Below are 21,028 nucleotides of genomic sequence, written 5' to 3'. Positions count from 1 at the left end.
GGGAAGGGGGGGGGGAGGGGGCGTCGAAAAGCAATTGCCCCGGGGCGGGGTGGTTGGGGGTGCGGGGCGGCCCGGGGGCGGGGGGGGGGGGCCGGTGGCGGGCGGGATGCCATGGGGGGGGCGGGGGGGGGGGGGGTGGGGGAGGGGGGGGGGAAGGGGGCGTCGAAAAGCAATTGCCCCTAGACGGCGGCGAGCGGCAGCGCGAGCTCCATCATCTGGGTGAAGGCGCGCTCGCGCTGCTCGGCAGTGGCCTTCGCGCCGGAGCCGATGACGTCGGAGACGGTGAAGATGCCCAGGGCGTCAACGCCCGCCTCCGCCGCGGTGGCGTAAAGCCCGGCGGACTCCATCTCCACCCCGAGTACTCCCATGCGGGTCCAGCGGGCGTTCACGTCGTCTTGGAAGTTGTAGAAGATGTCCGAGGACAAGATGTTGCCCACGTGGATGTCAACCTGCTGCATCTGCGCCTGGCGGTACGTGGCCTCGAGCAGCTTCCACGACGCGGTGGGGGCGTAGGTGCCCGGCAGGTTGTACTGCTCGAGAAAATTCGAGTCGGTGGACGCGGAGGAGGCGACGATGATGTCGAACAGCTCCATGCCCGGCTGGAAACCGGCGCAGGAACCCACGCGCACCAGCTTTTTCGCGCCGAAGAAGTGGATCAGCTCGTAGGCGTAGAGGCTGATGGAGGGGATGCCCATGCCGGAGCCCATCACGGAGACCTCGTGGCCCTGGTATGTGCCGGTGAAGCCGAGCATGTTGCGCACGGCGTTGAACTGCACCGCGTCCTCGAGGTACGTCTCGGCGATGAACTTCGCGCGCAGCGGGTCGCCGGGCATGAGGACCGTTTCCGCGATCGGCCCGGTGGGCACGATGTGCGGGGTGGAGGTTGTCGGCGTTTCCATGGGTGCCGCCTTCCTTTCTTCCTGGGGTGGTGATCACCGCCAGTGTAGAAAAGGCTTAGAGGTAAGGAGCGAAGCGCTCGCTGGCGCCGGCGGCCGCGGTGCGGGCGGCGGCGCCGTCCGGCCCCGGCGCTGGGGCAAACACAGCGCGGCGGTAGTAGTCCAACTCCTGGATGGATTCGACGATGTCCGCCAACGCGCGGTGCGCCATGCCCTTGTCAGGCTGGTGCTGGTACACCTTTGGGTACCAGCGGCGGGTGAGCTCCTTGATGGTGGAGACGTCGATCATGCGGTAGTGCAGCGCGCGGTCCAGGCGCGGCATGTGGGCGCGGATAAAAGCGCGGTCGGTGGCGATGGAGTTGCCGGCCAGCGGCGCGGGGTGCGCGGGATCGCAGTGCTTGGCAACGAGCCCCAGCACGGCCTCCTCCGCCTCCCCGATCGTCACCGGCGAGGCCTTGATCTGCTCGATGAGGCCATTCTCGGAGTGCATGCGGGTGACAAAGTCGTCCATCTCCGCGAGCTCGGCGTCGCTCGCGTGGACCACCAAGTCAATGCCCTCGTCGAGGATGTTCAGCTCCGCGTCGGTGACCAGCGCCGCGACCTCCACGATCACGTGGCGCTTCGGGTCGAGCCCCGTCATTTCCAGGTCGACCCAGACGATTCGGTTGTCCTTGGGCGCGATAGTGGACGCGACAGTGGGCGCGATATCAGCCATGTTGTTCCTCTCCCATCTTGGCGTAGAAGGACCCGAGCAGCGGTGCGAGCGAGCCGCGGGGCGCGTAGGTGGACACCACGTCCATGGCCTTGGACAGGGGTCCGGGTACCACGCGGCGCTTGTTGCGGCGCATGGCGCGCAGCGTGTCCTCGGCGCAGGACTCGTAGGTGGTCCACAAGAAATCGGGCACGAGCCGGTCGATGAAGCTCTGCTCCTCCTCCGGGATTTCCGCCTCCCGGACTGGCCCCGGCGCGAGCAGCGTGCAGTGCACGCCGGTGGGTTTCAGCTCGTAGTGCAAAGACTCGGTGAAGGTGTTCACGCCGGCCTTGGTAAACACGTAGGTGGCGTTGTTGGGGATGGGGGAGTTGCCGGCGGCGGAGCCGACGTTGCACAGCGCGCCGCTGCCGCGCGGCACCATCTGGTCCAGCACGGCCTTGGTGATGCGGAACACCGCAGTGGCGTTCAGGTTGAACTGGTTCGTCTCGTACCCCCAGTCCTGCTCCATGAACGGGCCGAAGGAGGCAATGCCGGCGGAGTTGACGCAGATGGAGATCTCGCGCCGGGCGATGTGCGCAAGCAGCGCGTCCACGTCGCGCGCGTTGGACAGGTCGGCGGCGAACACCTCCACGTGAACTCCGTGCGTGCTGGCGAGCTCGTCCGCGATGCGGGTGAGCACTTCTTCGCGCCGCGCCACGAGGATCAGGTTGTAGCCGGCTGCCGCGAGTTTGCGGGCCATCGCCTCGCCGATGCCCTGGCTCGCCCCCGTGATGAGGGCATAGTTGCTTTTCGACGCCTGCGGGAAACTCATGCCCCTTACCGTACCCGCCCCTCCCACACGGCTATTGCCCGGCGAGCTGCCGCAAGGCCTCGAGGTGGGCGTTGTACGCCGCGAGCCCGTCGCCTGTGAGCGTGACCCAGACCGTGTCCTTCGCCCTGCTGGAGCCGTACTCCCGGAAGCGCGTGATGTAGCCGTGCTCCTCTAGCACGGTGAGCTGCTTGGACAAGGTGGCGTCTGAAAGGTCTGTGAGCTCCCGCAGGTGGGCGAACCTCATCTCCTTGCGCACCGTGCCCTCGGTGGCGCCGCCCGCCTTTAGCGCGGCGCAGATGCGCAGGCGGTTGATGGGGTGGATGACTGGGTCGAGCTGCGGGTCGAGCTGCGGGTCGGGCACTGCGATCACCGGATCCATCCGCGCTTCTGACCCCACCACATCCCGGAGGCCCACACGACGGCTGCCACGGCACCCGCCGCCGCCGAGACGCCGGTGTTGCCTTGGGGCAGCAGCTGCAGCGCAAGAAACATCACGCTGTAGGCCGCGACGAAGCCGAGGAAGGATTTCCAGCTCCACTCGCCTTCGGTGGTATCCACGTCCTGCTTCACGGCGAGCCGCACGTTCCGGTGGCGGGCGGTGCCGATCCAGACCCCCACGCCCATCAGCACAAAACATGTGATGAAGGTGGGGATAGGCCAGCCCTGGAGCGCGAAAAACACCACCAGCCCCGCGATGGCCCCAGTGAGGGCGATCGAAACCCCAGACACTCCGCCGGCCGGTGATGCTCCCGCGGCGCGGCGCTCCACGGCGTCCGCGGCGGCAAGCGCCTCGCGCACTTCGTTACTTTCCATACTGAAAACCATAATGATTTCCACTGTGGAAAACAAGGGTGATGCGCGAAAAAGCCGCCGGCCCCGGAACGGGGTCGGCGGTCGCGGCGGCGTGTGGCCCGGGGGGCTTAGCGATCTTCGCGGCCGGTGTTCTCCACACCGAGGCCGTCGGTGCTGCGCTCGTCCTGCACCGGGGTATCTGCACCGTCAGTACCGTCGGTGCCATCAATGCCCACGTCGGTGCGGTTTTCCGAGGCGTTGCTGTCGGCTTCCTCGAAGTCGTCGAAGGTCTTGCCGTTATCCGGCTCGTTGCCGATGCGGCGCGTAGCCGCATCCAGCAGGCGCTCGGTCTCGTTGTTCGGGTTGGTGGTGTCAGCCATGGTGGTGCTCTCCTGCTCGGTCCTGCTCGGTCCTATTCGGCGGGCTCGTTGTTGGAGTCCGTGTCGTCCGCCGAGGTCTCCTCCTGCAGCGCGTTCGTGGCGTCCGGATCGCCCAGGTCGTTGATGCTGTCTTCGCTCTTCGGCGGGGTTGTTTCGCTCATGGCGTGCTCCTCGTGGGGTTGCGGAAAGGCTGTATCCGCCCAGAGTACGCACAAACCCGCCCGCCCAGTCGGAAACCGTGCCCGGCGGGCCGTTTTCGCTGGTCAGTGGCGCCCCCAGCAGGACTCGAACCCGCGACACACCGGGTAGAAGCCGGTTGCTCTAATCCACTGAGCTATGGAGGCTATGGTGGCGTGGCTTTACAAGGGCGCGTCGAAAAGCAAAAGCCCTCGGCCAACGCACCGCATTCTATCGCACGGCCGGTTAGGAGCCGCAAACTGCCGAACGTAGGATCGGGCGCATGGCAAAAATGCGGGCAGCGAAGGCGGCGTGGCCGTTCTACCTGGCGGCGGTGCTTGTGGCGGCGGTGGTGGCCGGCGCGGTATCGCAGGCGATGGCGGGGGAGTCGCTGGCCGCGCTGGGCATCCCGGATCCGGGTTGGCCCACCACCTTCGGGCTGCCCGCGCTGCGCGGCGCCGCGTGGATGCTTGCCGCGCTGACCGTCGGCTCGTTCCTCTTCAGCGCGTTCCTCATCCCGCCGCGCCAGGAAGGGCGGGACTTGAACGGGGCGGCCTTGAGCGTGGACGGGCACATCGCGTCGCGCACGGGGGCATCGGCGGCCGCTGGCGTGGCGCTGATCGGCCTGGTGATGATCCCGCTCGTGCTTTCCGACGTCTCCGGCCAGCCGCTTTCCTCCGTCTTCTTCCAGGCCGCCGCCTGGTCCACCGCCGTGGAGCAGGTGCAGGAGGCCCAAGTGTGGCTGATCGTGGCGGGGGTCGCGGCGGTGGTGGCCGTTGGCGGGCGCGTGGCAACGCACTGGTGGCCGCAGGTGGCGCTCCTGCTCGGCGCCGTGGCCATGGTGATGCCGGTTGCGCTGACCGGGCACTCCGCCGCGGGCGGCAACCACGACTACGGCACCAACTCTTACATCTGGCACCTCGTGTTCGCCCTGGTGTGGGTGGGCGCGCTCATGGCGCTACTCGCACACGGGCGCCGGCTCGGCCCCGGGCTCGAGGCCGCGGTACGCCGCTACTCCGCGGTGGCGCTGTTCGCCTTCGCGGTGATGGCCGTCTCGGGCGTGGTCAACGCCGCGATCCGCATCCGAATCAGTGAGCTTGCCCAGTACCACTACGGCTGGGTGCTGATGGCCAAGTTTGTCGGCCTGCTCGTGCTCGGCGCGATGGGCTACGCGCACCGCCGCGCCACCATCCCCCGCCTGGCCACCGACCCGCGGGCGTTCCGGCGCCTCGCGGCGGTGGAGATCGCCGTGATGGCGGCGGTGACGGGCCTGGCCGCCACCCTGGGCCGCACCCCGCCGCCGCCCCCGCGGGTGACTGACCTGAGCGCCATGGAAGTGAAGCTGGGCTACGCCCTCACCGAGCCGCTCACGCCCGCCAACTGGCTCACCCTGTGGCGTCCGGAGCTGCTCTACAGCGTCATCGCGCTGCTCTTGGCCGCCTACTACCTCCACCTGGCGCGCCGGGTGCCCGGGTGGCAGGCCTCGCGCACGGCGTGGTGGTTGGCGGGCTGCGGCACGGTAGTGGTCACCCTCAGTTCGCGGCTGGGTATGCACATGGCCGCTTCGTACTCCGCGCACATGACGGTGCACATGGTGCTGTCCATGGTTGTGCCCGTCTTCCTCGTGCTCGGCGCCCCGTTGACGCTCGTGCGCGAGGCGTACCCGGCCGGCGAGTTCAACCCGCGGCTGTGGGCGGAGAGCTTCCAGCACTCGCGGTTCGTCCGCGTCGTCACCTTCCCGCCGGTGAACCTGGCGCAGTTCATCGTCCTCTTCTACGTCATGTACGTGTTCCTGCCCCTGTACGAGCTGATGATCTCGGAGCACGCCGGCCACGTGATCATGAACGGCATCTTCATGGTCTCCGGCTACTTCTACTTCTGGGAGCTGATCGGCCCGGACGAGCTGCCGCACCGCTCCAGCGCCAAGGTGCGCCTGGCGTGGCTGTGGGTCTCCATGCCGATCCACCTGTTCATGGGCGTGTACCTGATGCAGCTCAACGTGATCGCTGCGGAGGATTTCTACCGCTCGCTCGAGCTGCCGTGGAATCCGGACCTCTTGGCGGACCAGAAGGTGGGCGGCGGCATCGGCTGGGCGTCAGGCTCTTTCCCGCTGGTGATCGTCTTCGGCGTGCTCTTTCGGGATTGGTTGCGGGAGGACCGCGCTGATTCGCGGGATTCGGATCGCCGCGCGGAGGAGACGGACGACGAGGAGTGGCGCCGCTACAACGAGATGCTGGCGCAGTACAACCGCAAGTGAGCTGCGCATTTTCAATAACCTGTGGATAAGTTTCCCTCTATCCACAGGGCTATTTCGCCGGCCCTTCCCATAGCGCAGGTTTCGTGCGAAGGTTCAGGTGTTGCGTTTAGGGGTTTTGTGCACTGCTTATCGACGCCCCCTCGCAACGCCACACCCACACCACCCGAACCGCAATCCGAAGGGACCACCCATGGCAACCACGTTCGTTTCTGTCCAAGGCAACCTCGTTGAAAACCCGAGTCACTACACCAACACCCCCGGCCATCAGCTGACCAAGTTCCGCGTGGCCGCCTCCGGCCGCCGCCGCACCGACAAGACCACTCCCAACGGCCAGCCCATCTGGCAGGATGTGGACCAGCTCTACATCGACGTGGAGTGCTGGGGCGCGCTGGCGGACAACACCGCCGTCTCCCTGCGCAAGGGCTTCCCCGTGACTGTCAGCGGCAAGCTGGTTACCGAGACCTGGGAAGACCGCAGCGAAACCGGCGAGCCGATCCTGCGCTCCAAGATCAAGCTGAAGGCCACGCAGGTGGGCTTCAACCTGTCCAACTTCCAGGTCAACTCGGTGAAAACCACCAACGTCACCAACACCTTGCCCGGCAGCGAGGAAATGGCTGTGCGAAGTGCCAGCGAGCTCTACGGCTCCGAGCACCGCCTCAGCGCCGAGGACGGGGTGGCGCGGGCCGCGCAGCTCGAGCAGCGCGAGGAGCGCGAGGAGCGCGAGCCGGTGCTCGTGGGCGCCGGCGGGGGCGGCGACCTGTCCTTCGATGACCAGGCCGCGGACGCCGGGTCGGGGGAGGAGATGCCGTTTTAGCGGGACAAACCGGCGGTAGGTGGGCGCTTTGCCCGTGATGTACCCTGTGGAGTGAATTTTCACGCTTTTTACCAAGGGGAATCCACGTGGCTGAGTTCATCTACACGATGAAGAATGTTCGCAGGGCCATCGGTGACAAGGTCATTTTGGACAACGTCACCATGGCCTTCTACCCCGGCGCCAAGATCGGCGTTGTGGGCCCGAACGGCGCGGGTAAGTCGTCGCTGCTGAAGATCATGGCGGGCATCGACCAGCCGAACAACGGCGAGGCCTTCCTCCAGCCGGGCGCCACGGTGGGCATCCTCCTCCAGGAGCCGCCGCTGAACGAGGAGAAGACCGTCCGCGGCAACGTGGAGGAGGGGCTCGGCGAGATCTTCGAGAAGAAGCAGCGCTTCGAGGAGATTGCCGAGGAGATGGCCACCAACTACTCCGACGAGCTGATGGAGGAGATGGGCAAGCTCCAGGAAGAGCTCGACGCGGCGGACGCCTGGGAGGTTGATTCCAAGATCGAGCAGGCCATGGAGGCGCTGCGCTGCCCGCCGTCCGATGCGCCGGTGACCAACCTTTCCGGTGGCGAGCGGCGTCGAGTAGCGCTTGCGAAGCTCCTCCTCTCCGAGCCGGACCTCCTCCTGCTTGACGAGCCCACCAACCACCTCGACGCGGAGAGCGTCCTGTGGCTGGAGAAGCACCTGCAGTCCTACCCGGGCGCCGTGCTGGCTGTGACCCACGACCGCTACTTCCTGGACAACGTCGCCGAGTGGATCTGCGAGGTGGACCGCGGCAAGCTCTACCCGTACGAGGGCAACTACTCCACCTACCTGGAGAAGAAGGCCGAGCGCCTCGAGGTGGCCGGCAAGAAGGACCAGAAGCTGCAGAAGCGGCTCAAGAACGAGCTGGAGTGGGTGCGCTCCTCGCCGAGGGCCCGCCGGGCCAAGAACAAGGCCCGCCTGGAGCGCTACGAGGAGATGGCTGCCGAGGCCGAGCAGTACCGCAAGCTCGACTTCGAGGAGATCCAGATCCCCACCCCGCCGCGCCTGGGCAACAAGGTGGTCGAGGTGGAGAACCTGGACAAGGGCTTCGACGGCCGCGTGCTGATCAAGGACCTCTCGTTCACTCTGCCGCGCAACGGCATCGTGGGCGTGATCGGCCCCAACGGCGTGGGCAAGTCGACCCTGTTCAAGACCATCGTGGGCTTCGAGGACCCGGACGACGGCTCTGTGGAGGTCGGCGAGACCGTGAAGATCTCGTACGTGGACCAGAACCGCGAGAACATCGACCCGGAGAAGACGGTCTGGGAGGTCGTCTCCGACGGGCTCGACTACATCCACGTGGGCCAGAACGAGATGCCGTCCCGCGCGTACCTCTCGGCGTTCGGCTTCAAGGGCCCGGACCAGCAGAAGCCGTCCAAGGTGCTCTCCGGTGGCGAGCGCAACCGCCTCAACCTGGCGCTGACCCTGAAGCAGGGCGGTAACCTCATCCTCCTCGATGAGCCCACCAACGACCTGGACGTGGAGACGCTCGGCTCGCTGGAGAACGCGCTGCAGAACTTCCCGGGCTGCGCCGTGGTGATCTCGCACGACCGCTGGTTCCTGGATCGCACCTGCACCCACATCCTTGCCTGGGAGGGCAACGTGGAGGAGGGCCAGTGGTTCTGGTTCGAGGGCAACTTCGGCGACTACGAGCGCAACAAGGTCGAGCGCCTCGGCGAGGAGGCCGCGAAGCCTTCCCGCGTGACGCACCGCAAGCTGACCCGGTAGGGTTGGGCGCATGGCTGACCAGGGTGTAGCAGGCCGCATGCCGAGCAGCGGGGCAAGCAACGTGCACGTGCACGAGATCCCCCTTCGCTGGGGCGACTTCGACCGCTACGGGCACGTGACCAACTCGGCGTACATTGAGCTGGCCCAGGAAGCGCGGCTCGCGTTCGCCCAGGAGTTCTTCTACTCCCAGGGCCACGAGTTTGTGGTCTTCGTGCGCCGCCTCGAGGCGGACTACGTTCGCCCGATTCTGCCCAACACCACGGCGGTGTCGGTGGAGACGCAGGTGGCGCGCGTGGGCAACACCTCCTTCACCACCCGCCAGGAGATTAAGGATTCCCAGGGCCGGGTGTGCTGCACGGTCGAGTGCGTGCAGGTGGCGGTGGACAACACCACCACCTCGCCGCGCGAGATCACCCAGAAGGAGATCGGGATCCTCTCCCAAACGGTGGCGCAGTAACGTGGCCGAGGAGCTTTTGCTTGGCGACGGCACGGGGGGCCTCACCACCCTCCTCCGACGCGCCGCCGCGCTCGACGCGGATGCCTCCGCGCGGTGGCAGGCCGTGGGCGAAGGCGCGCTCGACGTGTTTGTGACCACCCCCTTCGACTGCCTCGCCGCCCGCCGGGTGCGCGGGCGGGCGGCGCGCGACGGCGCCGCCGTTCGCGCCAAGACCCTGCTCGACGCTATGGAGGCCACTGGCGCGCTTGCGCCTGCGGAACCGGGGGAGCCCGTACGCCTCGAGGTCGGGCCCGCGAGCGACGCGTCCTGGCCCGGCGCCCTGCCGCCGGCCGGCGGGTTCACCGAGCGCGACACCATCCCGGTCGGCGTGGCCAGCCGTCTCGCCGATGAGGGCCGCGCCCTCGCCCGCCAGTTCTCCGGCCCCGCCGGCCCGCCTCGCTCGCTGCTGGATTCCACGGTGATTACGGCCGACACCGAGTCCGGGGATCCCGTGGACATCCCCATGCGCATGGTGTTCGCGTGCACGTCGCTGGGCCTGATCCCCGGCTTCGAGGCGTCCGCCGGGGTGCCCCGGCACCTGCGCGTGTCCACCCGGGGCCGGTGGGTGCGCCTTGACGCGCCCTTCGGCTCCGTCTACCGCAATAGCGGCCTCGGGCTGCTGTTCTAGCCGGTCTAGCCGGTCTAGCCGGTCTAGCCGGGTTAGAGGGCGCGGGGGCCCTGGTTGATCATCATGTAGGCCACGCGCTGCATGTGGTTCCACAGCTGGGCGCGGTAGGCGGGCGGCAGCTGCTCCTCGCTGAACTGATCGAGGGAGCGGCCCATCAGCTCGAGCCAGCGGTCCGCCTCCGCCTCGCCGATGGGGAAGGGGAGGTGGCGGCGGCGCAGCATCGGGTTGCCGCGCTGCTCCTGGTAGGTGCGCGGCCCGCCCCAGTACTGCTCCAAGAACCAGCGCAGCCGGTTCTCGGCGCCCTCCCAGTCTTGGTCCGGGTACATGGGGCCGATGAGGTCGTCCTCCTTGACCTGGGCGTAGAAGCGGGCGACCAGGGGGCGGAAGAAGGTGTCTCCCCCGAGTGCGTCGAAAAGCGAATGCTCCGGCTCGCTACTGCGCGGAATCGGCGTGATGTCCATCTTGGGATCCTTTCTTGTTGGCGAACTCAACCAGTACCGAATCCATGGGGGCGAGCACCACGTTGCCGCGGTGCAGCTCCGCCAGGATGCGGTGGTGCATGTGGCGGGCCACGGCCCACTGCTCGCCCGGCATCGTCTTCACCGTGAGGCGGAAGGAGACGTAGTTGGGGTTGAAGTCGGAGGGGCCGAGCATCTGCGGGGCCTCCATGATCATGCCGCGGATCTCCGGGTCCTTCGCGGCGGCTAGGGCGGCTTTCTCGATCACCGCGTTGACCTTGTCCGGATTCGCCATCACGGAAACCGGGATCTGCAGGCGGGCCACGGAGTATTGGATGGAGTGGTTGCCCACCTTGTCAATGTCGCCGTTGCGGATGTACCACAGCGCGCCGTCCATGTCGCGCAGCGTGGTCATGCGCAGGGTCATCTCCTCGACGGTGCCCACCACGTCGTTGACCTCGATGGTGTCGCCCACGCCGTACTGGTTCTCCAGCAGGATGAAGACGCCACTGAAGAAGTCTTTGACGAGGGACTGGGCGCCGAAACCGATGGCCACGCCCACCACACCGGCGGAGGCGATCAGCGGCGCGACGTTCACGTCCAATTGGTCCAGGACGGCCAACACCGCCCATGTCCAGATGATGATGGCGGCTACGGAGCGCCCCACGTTCGCCAGCGTGCGCATCCGCTGCTGGCGGCGATTCTCCTGGGCGCGGGACTGCGGAGTGTTGTCCACCTCGCGTCCAAGCAGGCCGGGTGGGTTGTCGATGCCGCGCTGGGCCGCGCGGCGGATCAGGTGGGCGGCGAGCCGGTCCAGCACCAGCGCCACGATGAGGATCAGGAGGATCTTCAGGGGCCGCTCGACAAACGCGTCTCGGGTGGAGGGGTCGTTCCACCAGCTGGTGACGTCGCTCACCGCGGTGTCGACCTTTTGGGTTGCGTCGGCGGCGGCATCGCCCACGGCGCCCTGCGCGAGGATTCTGTACATAGTGCTCATCGGGCCAATAGTTTACGCGGTGCATAAAAGTCGGACAGAACGGACAGCTTGGTCTAGTTTGTGGTTTAGGATTCGACCCAACCGACCGTGCGCGCCCGCGCGCCCGCTTTTTCGACGAAAGGTGTAACCGTGACTATCGGCCCGAACCGAGCAACCTCCACCGCCGCGATCCACGCCGGCTACGAGCCGGACAACCTGTACGGGCCGATCAACACCCCGATCTACGCCTCCACCACCTTCGCGCAGGACGGCCTGGCCAAGCTGCGCGGCGGCTACGAGTACACCCGCGTTGGCAACCCGACGGTCACCGCGCTGGAGAAGACCGTTGCCGCGCTCGAGGGCTCGGACTACGCGGTGGCCTTCGCCTCGGGCATGGCCGCGGTGGACACCGTGCTGCGCGCCCTTCTGCGCCCGGGCGACCACGTGGTGGTGAGCAACGACGCCTACGGCGGCACCTACCGCCTGATCCAGCAGGTGTTCACCCAATGGGGCATTGAGAACACCGTGGTGGACATGACGGACGTGGACGCCGTGGCCGCGGCAATTCAAGACAACACCAAGGTGGTGTGGGTGGAAAGCCCGACCAACCCGCTGCTGGACATCGCGGACATCGAGGCGCTGTCCAAGGTCAAGGGCGGCGCGAAGCTGGTGGTGGACAACACCTTCGCCTCGCCGTACCTGCAGCAGCCGTTCACGCTCGGCGCCGACATTGTGGTGCACTCCACCACCAAGTACATCGGCGGCCACTCCGACGTGGTCGGCGGCGTGGTGTGCGGTAACGACCCGGAGCTGCATGAGCAGCTGCGCTTCTTCTTCGGCTGGGTGGGCGCGATCCCGTCCCCGTTCGACACCTACCTCACCGCGCGCGGCTTGAAGACGCTGCCGGTGCGCATGGAGCGCCACTGCGACAACGCCGAGGCCGTGGCCGCGTTCTTGCAGGAGCAGGACGTGGTGGTCAAGGTGTGCTACCCCGGGCTGCCCGATCACCCGGGCCACGAGGTGGCCAAGCGCCAGATGCGGCGCTTCGGCGGCATGGTGTCCGTGCTGTTCGAGACGGAGGCGCAGGCGAAGAAGTTCTGCCTCTCCACCAACCTCTTCTGCCTCGCCGAGTCCCTCGGAGGGGTGGAGAGCCTGGTTGAGCACCCGGCGTCCATGACGCACGTGAGCGTGGCGGGCTCGGCGCTGGAGGTGCCCGCGGAGCTGGTGCGCATTTCCGTCGGCATCGAGGACGAGGAGGACCTGATCGCTGACCTGCGCCAGGCACTTTCCCGCCTGTAGCAGAGGCCCCGCGGCTCAAGGCCGTTACTGCACTGCAGCAGCTGTAGCGTCCACCTGGCGGTTGCGCACGGCCCGCGCCGCGCGGTCCTGCCCCTCGGCCACCACGCGCTTCAGGCCCGCGGGAGCGTCGCTGTTCAACAGCGCGTTTGCCTTGTCGACGCTCCCTTCATCAACCTCCCACCCCGGGTACATACCCTCGAGGGTGCGCTGCGCCATCTCGTTGGTCAGGCGGTCCCACAGGGCGGGCGCGACGCGGAAGTACTCGTCGGCAAGTCCCTCGAGCCCCTCGTCGGTGAAGGTGAGGCCGTCCATGAGGTAGCGAGCCTCTAGGTTGGTCAGATCCTCGTTGACCAGCTTGTCCCACGCCCAGCGCTTGTCCGCCACCGCGCGCACCCGCAAGCGCGAGATGCGGCCCTCGGAGGTGTCGTCCTGCTCCTCGTCGGCGGCCTGCACCGGTAGCGCACCCGCCGCGACCAGGCTGGTCAAGGCGAGCCAGCGCACCTCCTGGTTCTCGCTCGTCTCGAGCAGACCCTTGAGGTAGCCCACGGTTTCCTCGGTGGGGGTGAGGCGTGCGAGCGCGCGGTCGAAGATCGCCGCCGGCTGCGCGCCGCGGAAGGCGTTGTTCAAAAGGTCCATGCCTTCGCCGCGCCACGCCGGGTCGACGTACTGGCGCACCGCCAGGGTGGCCTGGGCGAGGAGGCGCTCCTGCACGCTCGGGTGGGTCTCCGCGGGGGCGAGGCGCGCCACGAGGCGGACGAACTCGCGGGCCGGCAGGAGGCCGTCGCGCACGGCCTCCCACAGGCTCGACCACACCAGGGTGCGCGCCAGGGAATCCTCGATTTGGCCCAGGTGCTCGAGCGCGAAGCGCTGGTGCTCCCCGGTCAGGCCCATCTTGCAGTAGGTGAGGTCTTCGTCGTTGACCAGGGCGAGGTCGTGCTCCACCCCGGCGAGCTCGGGGACCACGGTGCGCTCACCGGTGATGTCGGTGCGGACGTGGTGGGTGCGCTGCAAGGTGCCGTCGACAAGCGAATACAGCCCGATGCCCACGCGGTGCGTGCGCACAACGTCGGACTCCTGCACCACTACGAACTCCTCGCCGATCTCCGGCCGCAGCCGCGAGACACCCGTGGTGCGCAGCCACTGCTCGGCCCAATCGGACAGGTCGCGGCCGGACGCCTCCTCGAGCGCGTGCAGGAGGTCGGCGAAGGTGGCGTTGCCGTACGCGTGGTTGTCAAAGTGCCGTCGCACGCCGGCAAAGAACTCCTCGTAGCCCACGTAGGCCTGCAGCTGCTTCAGCACGGAGGCGCCCTTGGCGTACGTGATGCCGTCGAAGTTCTGCTCCGCGGTCTCAATGTCCGGGGCGTCGGCGGCGATCGGGTGCGTGGTGGGCAGCTGGTCCTGGCTGTAAGCCCAGGCCTTCTCCACCGCGGCGAACGTGGTCCACGCGTCCGCGTACTCCCCGATGCCGGTCTGCGCGGTGGCGGCGGACCAGGTGGCGAAGGACTCGTTGAGCCACAGGTCGTCCCACCACTGCATGGTCACCAGGTCCCCGAACCACATGTGCGCCATCTCGTGCAGGATCGTGTCATTGCGGCGCTCGAGGCGGTACGGCGTGGGCTCCGAGGTGAACACGTACTCGTCGCGGTACGTCACCGCCCCGACGTGCTCCATCGCGCCCATGTTGTACTCGGGGCAGAAGATCTGGTCGTACTTGTCCCCGAACGGGTAGGTGCGGCCGAAGTGCGCGTGGTAGAAGTCGAAGCCGTCCTTGGTCTGACGGAAGATGCGCTCCGCGTCCATGTGCTCGATGAGCGAGGCGCGGGCGTAGAGGCCCAAGTCGATCACGCGGCCGTCGCCCGCCTCATATGTGTCGCCGATGCGCTCGTACTCGCCGGCCACGATCGCTATGAGGTAGGTGGACAGCGGGTAATCAATGCGGGTTGACCACGTGTTTCCCTCGCGCGTTGCGGCCTCGTTGAGCACCACGGTGTAGCGCTCCGGCGCGGTGACGCGGATGGTGTAGGTGGCCTTCAGGTCCGGCTGGTCGAACCCGGCGAACACCTTCATCGCCATCGCAGGCTCGAACTGGGTGTAAAGGTAGTCCTTGCCGTCCACCGGGTCGGTGAACTTGTGCAGGCCCTCGCCGGTGCGGTTGTAGGTGATGGTCGCGTCCACGACGAGCTCGTGACGGCCGGCGGAGAGGCGCAGCTCGCGGCCCTTCAGCGCGTCCCCGTCCAGGGTGGCGGAGAACTCGTCTGCCACCAGGTCGAAGAAGGTGTCGCCCTCCTTGGATTCGAAGGTGACGGTGCTGCGGGACGTGAACTGCTCCGCGCCCGTGACGTCCACCTCGATGGTGTAGTGGACGTTGGAGATAAGGTCCGCGCGGTGCCGCGCGTCTGTACGTGCGAGGTTCGTCTTCATGGGCCCCAACTTACATGCGGGCAATTCCTCTATCGTGGGCACCATGGCTGAAAAAGTAACCTTTTACTTCGACGTTTCCTGCCCGTTTGCGTGGCAGACCTCCCGCTGGATGAAGGAGGTGGAGAAGGTCCGCGACGTGGACATCGAATGGACCCCGATGTCCCTCGCGGTCTTGAACGACGGCCGCGACCTGCCCGCCGATTACGCGCAGATGATGGAGGCCAACTGGGGCCCGGCACGAGTGTTTGCCAAGGTGAAGCAGGAGGCCCCGGAGAAGATCGACGAGCTTTACACCGTGATGGGCACCAAGGTCCACGCGGAGGGCCAGGGCGGCAAGAAGGGCTACGGCGCGTACGACGCCATCATCGCCGAGGCGCTCGCCGAGGTTGGCCTGCCTGCCTCCTTCGCCGAGGTGGCCAACACCTCGGACGATGACGATTTGCTGCGCGGCTACCACCAGCAGGCCATCGACGCGGTGGGCGACGAAGTTGGCACCCCGGTGCTCAAGCTCGAGGGCCACGCCTTCTTCGGGCCGGTGATCACGCGCGTGCCGGAGGGGGAGGAAGCGGGCAAGCTTTTCGACGCAGCCGTGGAGCTCGCCTCCTACGACTACTTCTTTGAACTCAAGCGCACGCGCACCGAGGACCCGCAGGTACGCTAGCCGCATGCGTATTTACCTTGGAGCAGACCACGCCGGATTCGAGCGGAAGAACCAGATCAAGGCGCACCTCGAGGCACGCGGCTTCGAGGTGACCGACTGCGGTGCCCACGAGTACGACGCGGCGGATGACTACCCGGCGTACTGCATCGCCGCCGCGCAGGCCACCGTGGACGACCCGGGCTCTTTGGGCATCGTGCTCGGCGGCTCGGGCAACGGCGAGCAGATTGCCGCGAACAAGGTGAAGGGCGCCCGCTGCGCCCTCGCGTGGTCGGTGGAGACGGCGAAGCTGGCGCGCGAGCACAACAACGCCCAGCTCATCGGCATCGGCGGCCGCATGCACACCGAGGAGGAGGCGCTGGCGATCGTGGACGCGTTCGTGTCCCAGCCTTGGAGCGGCGAGGAGCGCCACCAGCGCCGCATTGACATCCTGGCCGAGTACGAGGCGACCGGGCAGGCACCGGAGCTGCCGCAGCAGTAGCCGGCGGGCGCGGGCAGCTACCAGCCCGCGAAGTACCGCTCGAGCTGGAGCGGGCCGCTGACCGGGGTCAGGCCCACCGATTCGGGGGAGGCGGTCACCGGCTCGAGCCCGAGCGCTGCGGCCCGCGCCGTGCGGACCATCGTCCCGTCGGGGCACAGGACGTACTCGCACGCCAACAGCGCGTCCAAGTCCTGCGGCGCCCAGCCGGCGCCGACGGCGACGGACACGCGGGCGCGCACCTCGCCGCTGCCCACCCGCGGGTCGGCGGCGAACAGGTTCGGCACCTGCGCAACCTGGACGTACGCGCCGACTTTCACCCACTCGGAGATGACGAACTCCATCACGCCCTCGCCGTCGAGCGGCGGGACGGTCACGGCGATGTCGAAGTCGGGGAACAGCACGTGCTCCGGGCGCGCCAGCGGGTGGCTGATGCGCTGCGCCAGCGCGGGCGTCTCGGCGTTCTTCCCCCGCACGGCCTCGGCGGGATCAGCGAAGCGCCCGCCGAAGTCCTCCTCGGGGTGCACCGCCACTGCGCCCGGCTCGTGCACGAACGTCGCGCCGGCGTTCCATGCGCGCCACCCGAACTCCCAGTCCTCGCCGCCGTAGCCGACGAAGGAGCCGTCGAAGCCGCCTGCGCGTTTGAAAAACGCCGCGGAGCAGCTTACAACCGCGGAGATGATGTAGCGCCACGACGTGTGGTCCGCCGCGCGCAGGTGGTCGGTGCGTTCCCACGCGTCTTGCAGCCACTGCGGCTCTTCGCGCGCCGCTCCGGTGAGGCGCGTGCCCACCACCACGGCGCGCTCGTCGCCCATGATGTGCGGCACCACCGCCGAGAGGTACCCCGGCTCCGGCACCGTGTCCGCGTCCAGGAAGGCGAGCACTTCGCCGCCCGCCGCGCCGGCGCCGAGGTTGCGGGCCGCGGCCGCTCGGAACCCCACGTCCTCCTGCCGCACCAGCCGCACGCCGGCGATCTGGGGCAGGTGCTCTGAGCCGTCGTCGGCGACCACGATCTCAACGTCGCCCGCATAATCCTGGGCGCGCACGGCCCGCACCACGCGCTCGAGCGACTCGTGCGAGTTGTAGTGCGGGATCACCACGCTCACAGAAGGCCAGCTGAACGCCATGCGTCCTCCCATTCCTGCGCCCCCTCGGCCCCCCCGTCCGCGGGCGGTGCCGTACCCTGCGGCTCGAAGGCCTCCACCGCGCCGCGCCACGCGCCGCCCGCCACACGGGTGATGCGCCCGGGCAACCACGCGTCGATCTCGCGGGTGTAGTCCGAATCCGTGGCCAAGACGTTCCGGCCAGCGCCCAGCCACGTCATCAGCGACCCGGAGGCGGAGAAGTGCCGGTGGGCGCACACGGGCACCTCGATGCGCCCCATCTCCTGGGCCAGCTCGTCGTCGGTGAGCCAGCCGGTGATCTCCGCGTGCGCGGCCAGCTCGCGGGCCCACGCCTCGTGGCCGGGGGAGACGGAGCCGAGGAAGCGCAGCCGCCGCCCCGAGCCCTGGAGCGCACGGATCAGCTCCTCGTGGCCCTTGCCGGGGTAGATGAAGCCCAGCACCCCAACGGTGCCCGGCTCGGGGGCGAAGGGGGCGTCGATCGCGGGCACCGGCAGCCGGATCACGCGCGTAGCGCCGAAGAACCGCGCCTCGTGGTCGGAGTTGGTGGCGGAGATTGCGGCGTGCTCATGGAGGCGTCGATAAGCAACAGCCCGCCTCTCGTAGCGATCGTGCCCCTCCTCGGGCTGGGGAACGTCGTGGAAACTCACCGAGAGCGGGCGCCGACCCACGCGCGAGAGCAGCAAGTCCGCGGCCTCCGCGGGGCCCGCACCAAATAGGTGGTCGGTGAACGCAACGTGGACCGCCTCGTCCGGCAGCTCGCGGTCCGTGAACGCCTCCTCGCGGATGACGTCGGCGCCGGTCGCGCGCGCGAGCTGCAGGGCGTACTCGGTCACGCCGTGGCCGTCGGGGCCGACAATCAGGTGCTTCACGGCATCAACCCTAGGTTGGCCAGGCGCTCGGCGTGGCGGGTCAGCCCGTGCTCGACCAGCCCCGGGCGGGCGCGGTAGTGCTCCAACTGGGCGCTCGCGATGTCCGCCTCGTCGATGGGGCCGGTGGTGCGGTCGCGCCACTGCCCGCGGCCCGGCACCTCGACGCCGAGGGCGGCGGCCGCCTCCGGGTCCACCGGGGCATCGAGCTGGCCCAGCATCTCGTAATCCGGCAGCTGCGGGTGCGCATCGATGCCCAGGGCGTCCAAGATCCGCTGTGCCAGCACGCCGAGGGTGGCGTTGTCCGGGTGGTTCACGGTGTGCCATACGGGGGTGGTTTCGAGGAAGTCGGAGATGGCCACCGCGCCGTGAGCCCGCTCGCGGGTGCGGATCTGCGCCACCGACATCGCCGCCGCGCGCGCCAGCGCCTCCGCTTCCGGGTGGGCTTCAACCGGGGCGTCAAGCCCGCGTGCGGCGGCCGCGAGAATGCGCAGGTCATGGTACGGCACCACCGGCGGGTTCTCCGAGGTGTCCGCCGGGTTGCGGATGATGGCCTGGTACGGCATCAGGCCGTCGAAGCGCAGCACCGGCACCACCACGTGCTTCGCGCCGCGGGGGAGGTGCGGCAGCATTTGGGCGGTGCCGACGGGCACGCCGCGGTAGTCATTGCGGATCGGCTGCGTGACCAGCACGTCCGTGCGCGCGAGCAGGTCCGTGAACCAGCCGAGGTCCTCCGGCTCGATCTCGTGCACGGGTTTGATGCGCTCCGACTCGAAGGCGCCGGTGGACATGAGCAGGCGGCGCGTCGATTCCGCCTGGCAGTTGCCGACAACGGTCAGCGTGGGCATAGGCACTCCTGAGAAAACCGAACGATGCGAAAAAGATTATATTAATGGGGTGCAGTCCGAGCAGCGCGCCGTGAAGATCCTGGCAATCCCGGCAGAACACCCGTACACGCAGGCCGTGCGGCCCGCCGGTGTGGAGTACCTGCCGGACCCGGACATCGACGGCAACTGGTGGCCGCACCCGGCGCTCACCGCACGGTACTGGGAGCAGCTCGACCCCGCCGACCGGCCCGATGCGATGCACGTGCACTTCGGCTTCGAGCACTTCTCCCCGGCCGAGATCCGGGAACTGGTGGAAGCGCTGCCGGTGCCGCTGGTAGTGACGGTGCACGACATAGACAATCCCCACCTGTCGGACCAGCGCGAGCACCACGAGCGCCTGCAGATCCTCGTTGACGCGGCCGCCGCGGTTCTCACGCTCACCGAGTGCGCGGCCGAGGTCTTGCGGCACCGCTTCGGGGTGGCCGAGCCGGTTGTGGTCCCGCACCCGCGCATCGCATTGCCTATCGACGCACCCAAGAGCGGCCGCGCCGCCGTCTTTCTGAAATCCCTGCGCGGCAACGTTGTCGCGGACCCGCAGTTCTACCTGGATGCCGCGGCCGGCGTGCCGCTGGACGTCTACGTGCACGACGTGGAGGCGACCCGCGCGCTGCGCGAGGCTTTGCAGGGCGCGGACCTGCGCCTGCGCGTGCACGAACCGATGGGCGACCCCGAGCTGCACGCGGCGGTGGCGAGCGCCGGGGTGTGCATCCTCCCCTACACCCGGGGTACCCACTCGGGCTGGCTGGAAATGTGCCGCGACCAGGCAACCAGCGTGGCCGTCCCGGATGTGGGGTGCTACGCGGGTCAAGCGGACACGCCTGCCGCCGTGGCGGAGTACCGTGCTGGCAACGGAGAATCCGCGGGCGAGGCGGCCGCTGCGCTGCTCGCCGGCGGCGAGGTGCCCCTGGCGGTGGACCGCGCGGCACAGCTCGAACGGGTGTGCGAGGTGCACCGGGCAATCTATGCTGGCTTGGCTTTGGAAGGAGGACGCGGACGCCGATGACGATCACTTCCACGCCCTGCACCACCGCGGCGGGCCGCCGCGCGCCGGTGCAGAAGCTGCGCATCGCGTTCATCGGGCCGGCCCGCTACCCGGTGCGGGAGCCGTACGCCGGGGGGCTCGAGGCCTTCTGCCACACCATGGTCCACGCCCTTCGCGCCCAGGGCCACGAGGTGGACTTCTTTGCGGCACAGGGCTCCGACGGCAACGATAAGGGCTTCGAGCTGCCCGGCGTGGACTGGGGCGACTCGCTCGAGGACGCCACCGACACCACCTACCCCGAGGGCGGGAAGGAGCGGGAGGACCGCGCCTTTATCCGGCTTCGCCGCTTGCTGGTGGAGCGGGGCTACGACGTGGTGCACAACAACAGCCTCAACCCCTACATCTTCCCGGGCGCGCACAGCCCGGAGCCGCTGCCGATGGTGACCACCCTGCACACCCCGCAGGTGGAGGAGATTCAGGCCGCCATCACCGCCGCCGGCCCCCGCGCCGGCCGCTTCGCCGCGGTCAGCCACACCACCGCGTGCGATTGGAGCCTGCCCGGCCGGACCGCGGTGATTCCCAACGGCGTCAACGTGTCCAAGTGGCGCCCCGGCCCCGGCGGCGAGCAGGCGGTGTGGTTCGGCCGCCTCGTGCCCGAAAAGGGCGCGCACATGGCCATGGACGCCGCCCGCGAGGCGGGCATCGAACTGGTGCTGGCGGGGCGCAACGGAGACCACCACTACGTGCGCGAGGAGATTGAGCCGCGCCTGGCCGCGGGCCAGGCCACGTGGCTAGGGGAGATGTCCCACGCCGAGCTGCGCCGGCTGGTGGCGCACTGCTCCGTGGCCGTGGTTAGCCCGCGGTGGGAGGAGCCCTTCGGCCTCGTGGCCTTCGAAGCCATGGCCTGCGGCACGCCGGTGGCCGCGTTTGAGCGCGGCGGGCTTGGCGAGCTGCTGCACAGTGCGCCGGCCGCCCTCGCGCCGCCGGACGACACGGCGGCCCTCGCCGAGGCCATCAAGGCGGCGCGGCACATCGACCGGGCCGCTGTGCGGCAATGGGTGGTGGACCACCACTCCCTCACGCAGACCGCCCGCAATTATGTCCACCTCTACGCGCAGGTGCGGGACGCCCACCGCGCCGCGTCGCCGCATCTCTAGGG

23 protein-coding genes and 1 tRNA gene are annotated in these 21,028 nt (G+C 68.5%); 10 read left to right on the top strand and 14 right to left on the bottom strand.

Annotated elements, in window-relative coordinates:
* Nucleotides 1–179: 179 nt before the first annotated feature.
* From deoD to BN4252_RS01840, 8 genes are all read right to left on the bottom strand, one after another.
* Nucleotides 180–899, bottom strand: coding sequence for a purine-nucleoside phosphorylase (deoD, locus tag BN4252_RS01870; protein ID WP_066524656.1), 720 nt, complete (start codon nucleotides 897–899; stop codon nucleotides 180–182).
* 55 nt (nucleotides 900–954) lie between these two features.
* A complete protein-coding gene (gene orn, locus BN4252_RS01865) occupies nucleotides 955–1,611 on the bottom strand; it encodes an oligoribonuclease (protein ID WP_066524654.1) in 657 nt (218 codons plus the stop codon).
* Entirely contained in the window at nucleotides 1,604–2,419 is an 816-nt protein-coding gene (cmrA, locus tag BN4252_RS01860) for a mycolate reductase (RefSeq protein WP_066524651.1), read from the bottom strand. The genes orn and cmrA overlap by 8 nt, the downstream gene beginning before the upstream one ends.
* 31 nt (nucleotides 2,420–2,450) lie before the next feature.
* Nucleotides 2,451–2,786, bottom strand: coding sequence for a transcriptional regulator (locus tag BN4252_RS01855; protein WP_392389916.1), 336 nt, complete (start codon nucleotides 2,784–2,786; stop codon nucleotides 2,451–2,453).
* Nucleotides 2,786–3,232, bottom strand: a complete 447-nt coding sequence (locus BN4252_RS01850) for a hypothetical protein (RefSeq protein WP_066524645.1) — start codon at nucleotides 3,230–3,232, stop codon at nucleotides 2,786–2,788. Before BN4252_RS01850 ends, BN4252_RS01855 begins: the two co-directional genes overlap by 1 nt.
* Before the next feature lie 107 nt (nucleotides 3,233–3,339).
* On the bottom strand, nucleotides 3,340–3,591 hold the full coding sequence (locus BN4252_RS01845) for a hypothetical protein (RefSeq protein ID WP_066524640.1): 252 nt from the start codon (nucleotides 3,589–3,591) through the stop codon (nucleotides 3,340–3,342).
* Between the two features lie 32 nt (nucleotides 3,592–3,623).
* Nucleotides 3,624–3,752, bottom strand: coding sequence for a hypothetical protein (locus BN4252_RS11535; RefSeq protein ID WP_262360142.1), 129 nt, complete (start codon nucleotides 3,750–3,752; stop codon nucleotides 3,624–3,626).
* Nucleotides 3,753–3,858: 106 nt separating this feature from the next.
* Nucleotides 3,859–3,935: transfer RNA gene (locus tag BN4252_RS01840), tRNA-Arg, on the bottom strand.
* A 116-nt stretch (nucleotides 3,936–4,051) separates the two neighbouring features.
* Here BN4252_RS01840 and BN4252_RS01835 point away from each other — a divergent pair.
* The 5 genes from BN4252_RS01835 to BN4252_RS01815 all read left to right on the top strand — a co-directional run bounded on the left by BN4252_RS01835 (nucleotide 4,052) and on the right by BN4252_RS01815 (nucleotide 9,720).
* A complete protein-coding gene (locus BN4252_RS01835; RefSeq protein WP_066524638.1) occupies nucleotides 4,052–6,025 on the top strand; it encodes a bifunctional copper resistance protein CopD/cytochrome c oxidase assembly protein in 1,974 nt (657 codons plus the stop codon).
* A 190-nt stretch (nucleotides 6,026–6,215) separates the two neighbouring features.
* Nucleotides 6,216–6,839, top strand: a complete 624-nt coding sequence (locus tag BN4252_RS01830; protein WP_066524636.1) for a single-stranded DNA-binding protein — start codon at nucleotides 6,216–6,218, stop codon at nucleotides 6,837–6,839.
* An 86-nt stretch (nucleotides 6,840–6,925) separates the two neighbouring features.
* Entirely contained in the window at nucleotides 6,926–8,596 is a 1,671-nt protein-coding gene (gene ettA / locus BN4252_RS01825; RefSeq protein WP_066524635.1) for an energy-dependent translational throttle protein EttA, read from the top strand.
* Nucleotides 8,597–8,633: 37 nt separating this feature from the next.
* Nucleotides 8,634–9,053, top strand: a complete 420-nt coding sequence (locus BN4252_RS01820) for an acyl-CoA thioesterase (protein ID WP_066524632.1) — start codon at nucleotides 8,634–8,636, stop codon at nucleotides 9,051–9,053.
* 1 nt (nucleotide 9,054) lies between these two features.
* Complete coding sequence (locus tag BN4252_RS01815) at nucleotides 9,055–9,720, top strand: hypothetical protein (protein WP_066524631.1); 666 nt, start codon at nucleotides 9,055–9,057, stop codon at nucleotides 9,718–9,720.
* Nucleotides 9,721–9,752: 32 nt separating this feature from the next.
* Here BN4252_RS01815 and BN4252_RS01810 read toward each other — a convergent pair whose 3' ends face one another.
* Nucleotides 9,753–10,181, bottom strand: coding sequence for a globin (locus tag BN4252_RS01810; RefSeq protein WP_066524630.1), 429 nt, complete (start codon nucleotides 10,179–10,181; stop codon nucleotides 9,753–9,755).
* Nucleotides 10,153–11,175, bottom strand: coding sequence for a mechanosensitive ion channel family protein (locus BN4252_RS01805; RefSeq protein WP_078056714.1), 1,023 nt, complete (start codon nucleotides 11,173–11,175; stop codon nucleotides 10,153–10,155). Before BN4252_RS01805 ends, BN4252_RS01810 begins: the two co-directional genes overlap by 29 nt.
* A gap of 129 nt (nucleotides 11,176–11,304) precedes the next feature.
* Between BN4252_RS01805 and BN4252_RS01800 the strand changes: the two genes are divergently transcribed.
* Nucleotides 11,305–12,453 carry a cystathionine gamma-synthase gene (locus BN4252_RS01800; protein ID WP_078056713.1) on the top strand — a complete coding sequence of 383 codons (1,149 nt, stop codon included), beginning with the start codon at nucleotides 11,305–11,307 and terminating at the stop codon, nucleotides 12,451–12,453.
* A gap of 24 nt (nucleotides 12,454–12,477) precedes the next feature.
* Here the strand turns inward: BN4252_RS01800 and pepN are convergent, their stop codons facing one another.
* On the bottom strand, nucleotides 12,478–14,874 hold the full coding sequence (pepN, locus tag BN4252_RS01795; RefSeq protein WP_066524627.1) for an aminopeptidase N: 2,397 nt from the start codon (nucleotides 14,872–14,874) through the stop codon (nucleotides 12,478–12,480).
* A 43-nt stretch (nucleotides 14,875–14,917) separates the two neighbouring features.
* On the opposite strand from pepN, the gene BN4252_RS01790 reads away from it, so the two are divergent.
* Complete coding sequence (locus tag BN4252_RS01790) at nucleotides 14,918–15,535, top strand: mycothiol-dependent nitroreductase Rv2466c family protein (protein ID WP_066524770.1); 618 nt, start codon at nucleotides 14,918–14,920, stop codon at nucleotides 15,533–15,535.
* Nucleotides 15,536–15,539: 4 nt separating this feature from the next.
* Nucleotides 15,540–16,013, top strand: coding sequence for a ribose-5-phosphate isomerase (locus tag BN4252_RS01785; protein ID WP_066524626.1), 474 nt, complete (start codon nucleotides 15,540–15,542; stop codon nucleotides 16,011–16,013).
* A gap of 17 nt (nucleotides 16,014–16,030) precedes the next feature.
* Here BN4252_RS01785 and BN4252_RS11260 read toward each other — a convergent pair whose 3' ends face one another.
* Genes BN4252_RS11260 through BN4252_RS01775 form a run of 3 tightly spaced genes read right to left on the bottom strand, consistent with a single transcriptional unit; the run spans nucleotide 16,031 to nucleotide 18,848 of the window.
* Nucleotides 16,031–17,137 carry a glycosyltransferase family 2 protein gene (locus BN4252_RS11260; RefSeq protein WP_187370907.1) on the bottom strand — a complete coding sequence of 369 codons (1,107 nt, stop codon included), beginning with the start codon at nucleotides 17,135–17,137 and terminating at the stop codon, nucleotides 16,031–16,033.
* Complete coding sequence (locus BN4252_RS11255) at nucleotides 17,113–18,003, bottom strand: glycosyltransferase family protein (RefSeq protein ID WP_066524618.1); 891 nt, start codon at nucleotides 18,001–18,003, stop codon at nucleotides 17,113–17,115. Before BN4252_RS11255 ends, BN4252_RS11260 begins: the two co-directional genes overlap by 25 nt.
* Nucleotides 18,000–18,848 (bottom strand): WcbI family polysaccharide biosynthesis putative acetyltransferase, encoded by an 849-nt coding sequence (locus BN4252_RS01775; RefSeq protein ID WP_066524615.1) that lies wholly within the window; start codon nucleotides 18,846–18,848, stop codon nucleotides 18,000–18,002. Before BN4252_RS01775 ends, BN4252_RS11255 begins: the two co-directional genes overlap by 4 nt.
* Before the next feature lie 49 nt (nucleotides 18,849–18,897).
* Between BN4252_RS01775 and BN4252_RS01770 the strand changes: the two genes are divergently transcribed.
* Both BN4252_RS01770 and BN4252_RS01765 read left to right on the top strand, forming a co-directional pair.
* Entirely contained in the window at nucleotides 18,898–19,890 is a 993-nt protein-coding gene (locus BN4252_RS01770; protein WP_066524614.1) for a glycosyltransferase, read from the top strand.
* Nucleotides 19,887–21,026: a glycosyltransferase gene (locus BN4252_RS01765; protein ID WP_066524610.1), complete on the top strand. Its 1,140-nt coding sequence runs from the start codon at nucleotides 19,887–19,889 to the stop codon at nucleotides 21,024–21,026. The genes BN4252_RS01770 and BN4252_RS01765 overlap by 4 nt, the downstream gene beginning before the upstream one ends.
* Nucleotides 21,027–21,028: the final 2 nt, after the last annotated feature.

The sequence above is a fragment of the Corynebacterium bouchesdurhonense genome (genome assembly GCF_900078305.2).
GTDB classification, from domain to species: Bacteria; Actinomycetota; Actinomycetes; order Mycobacteriales; family Mycobacteriaceae; genus Corynebacterium; species Corynebacterium bouchesdurhonense.
This window is presented reverse-complemented; position numbering and strand designations above follow the sequence as displayed.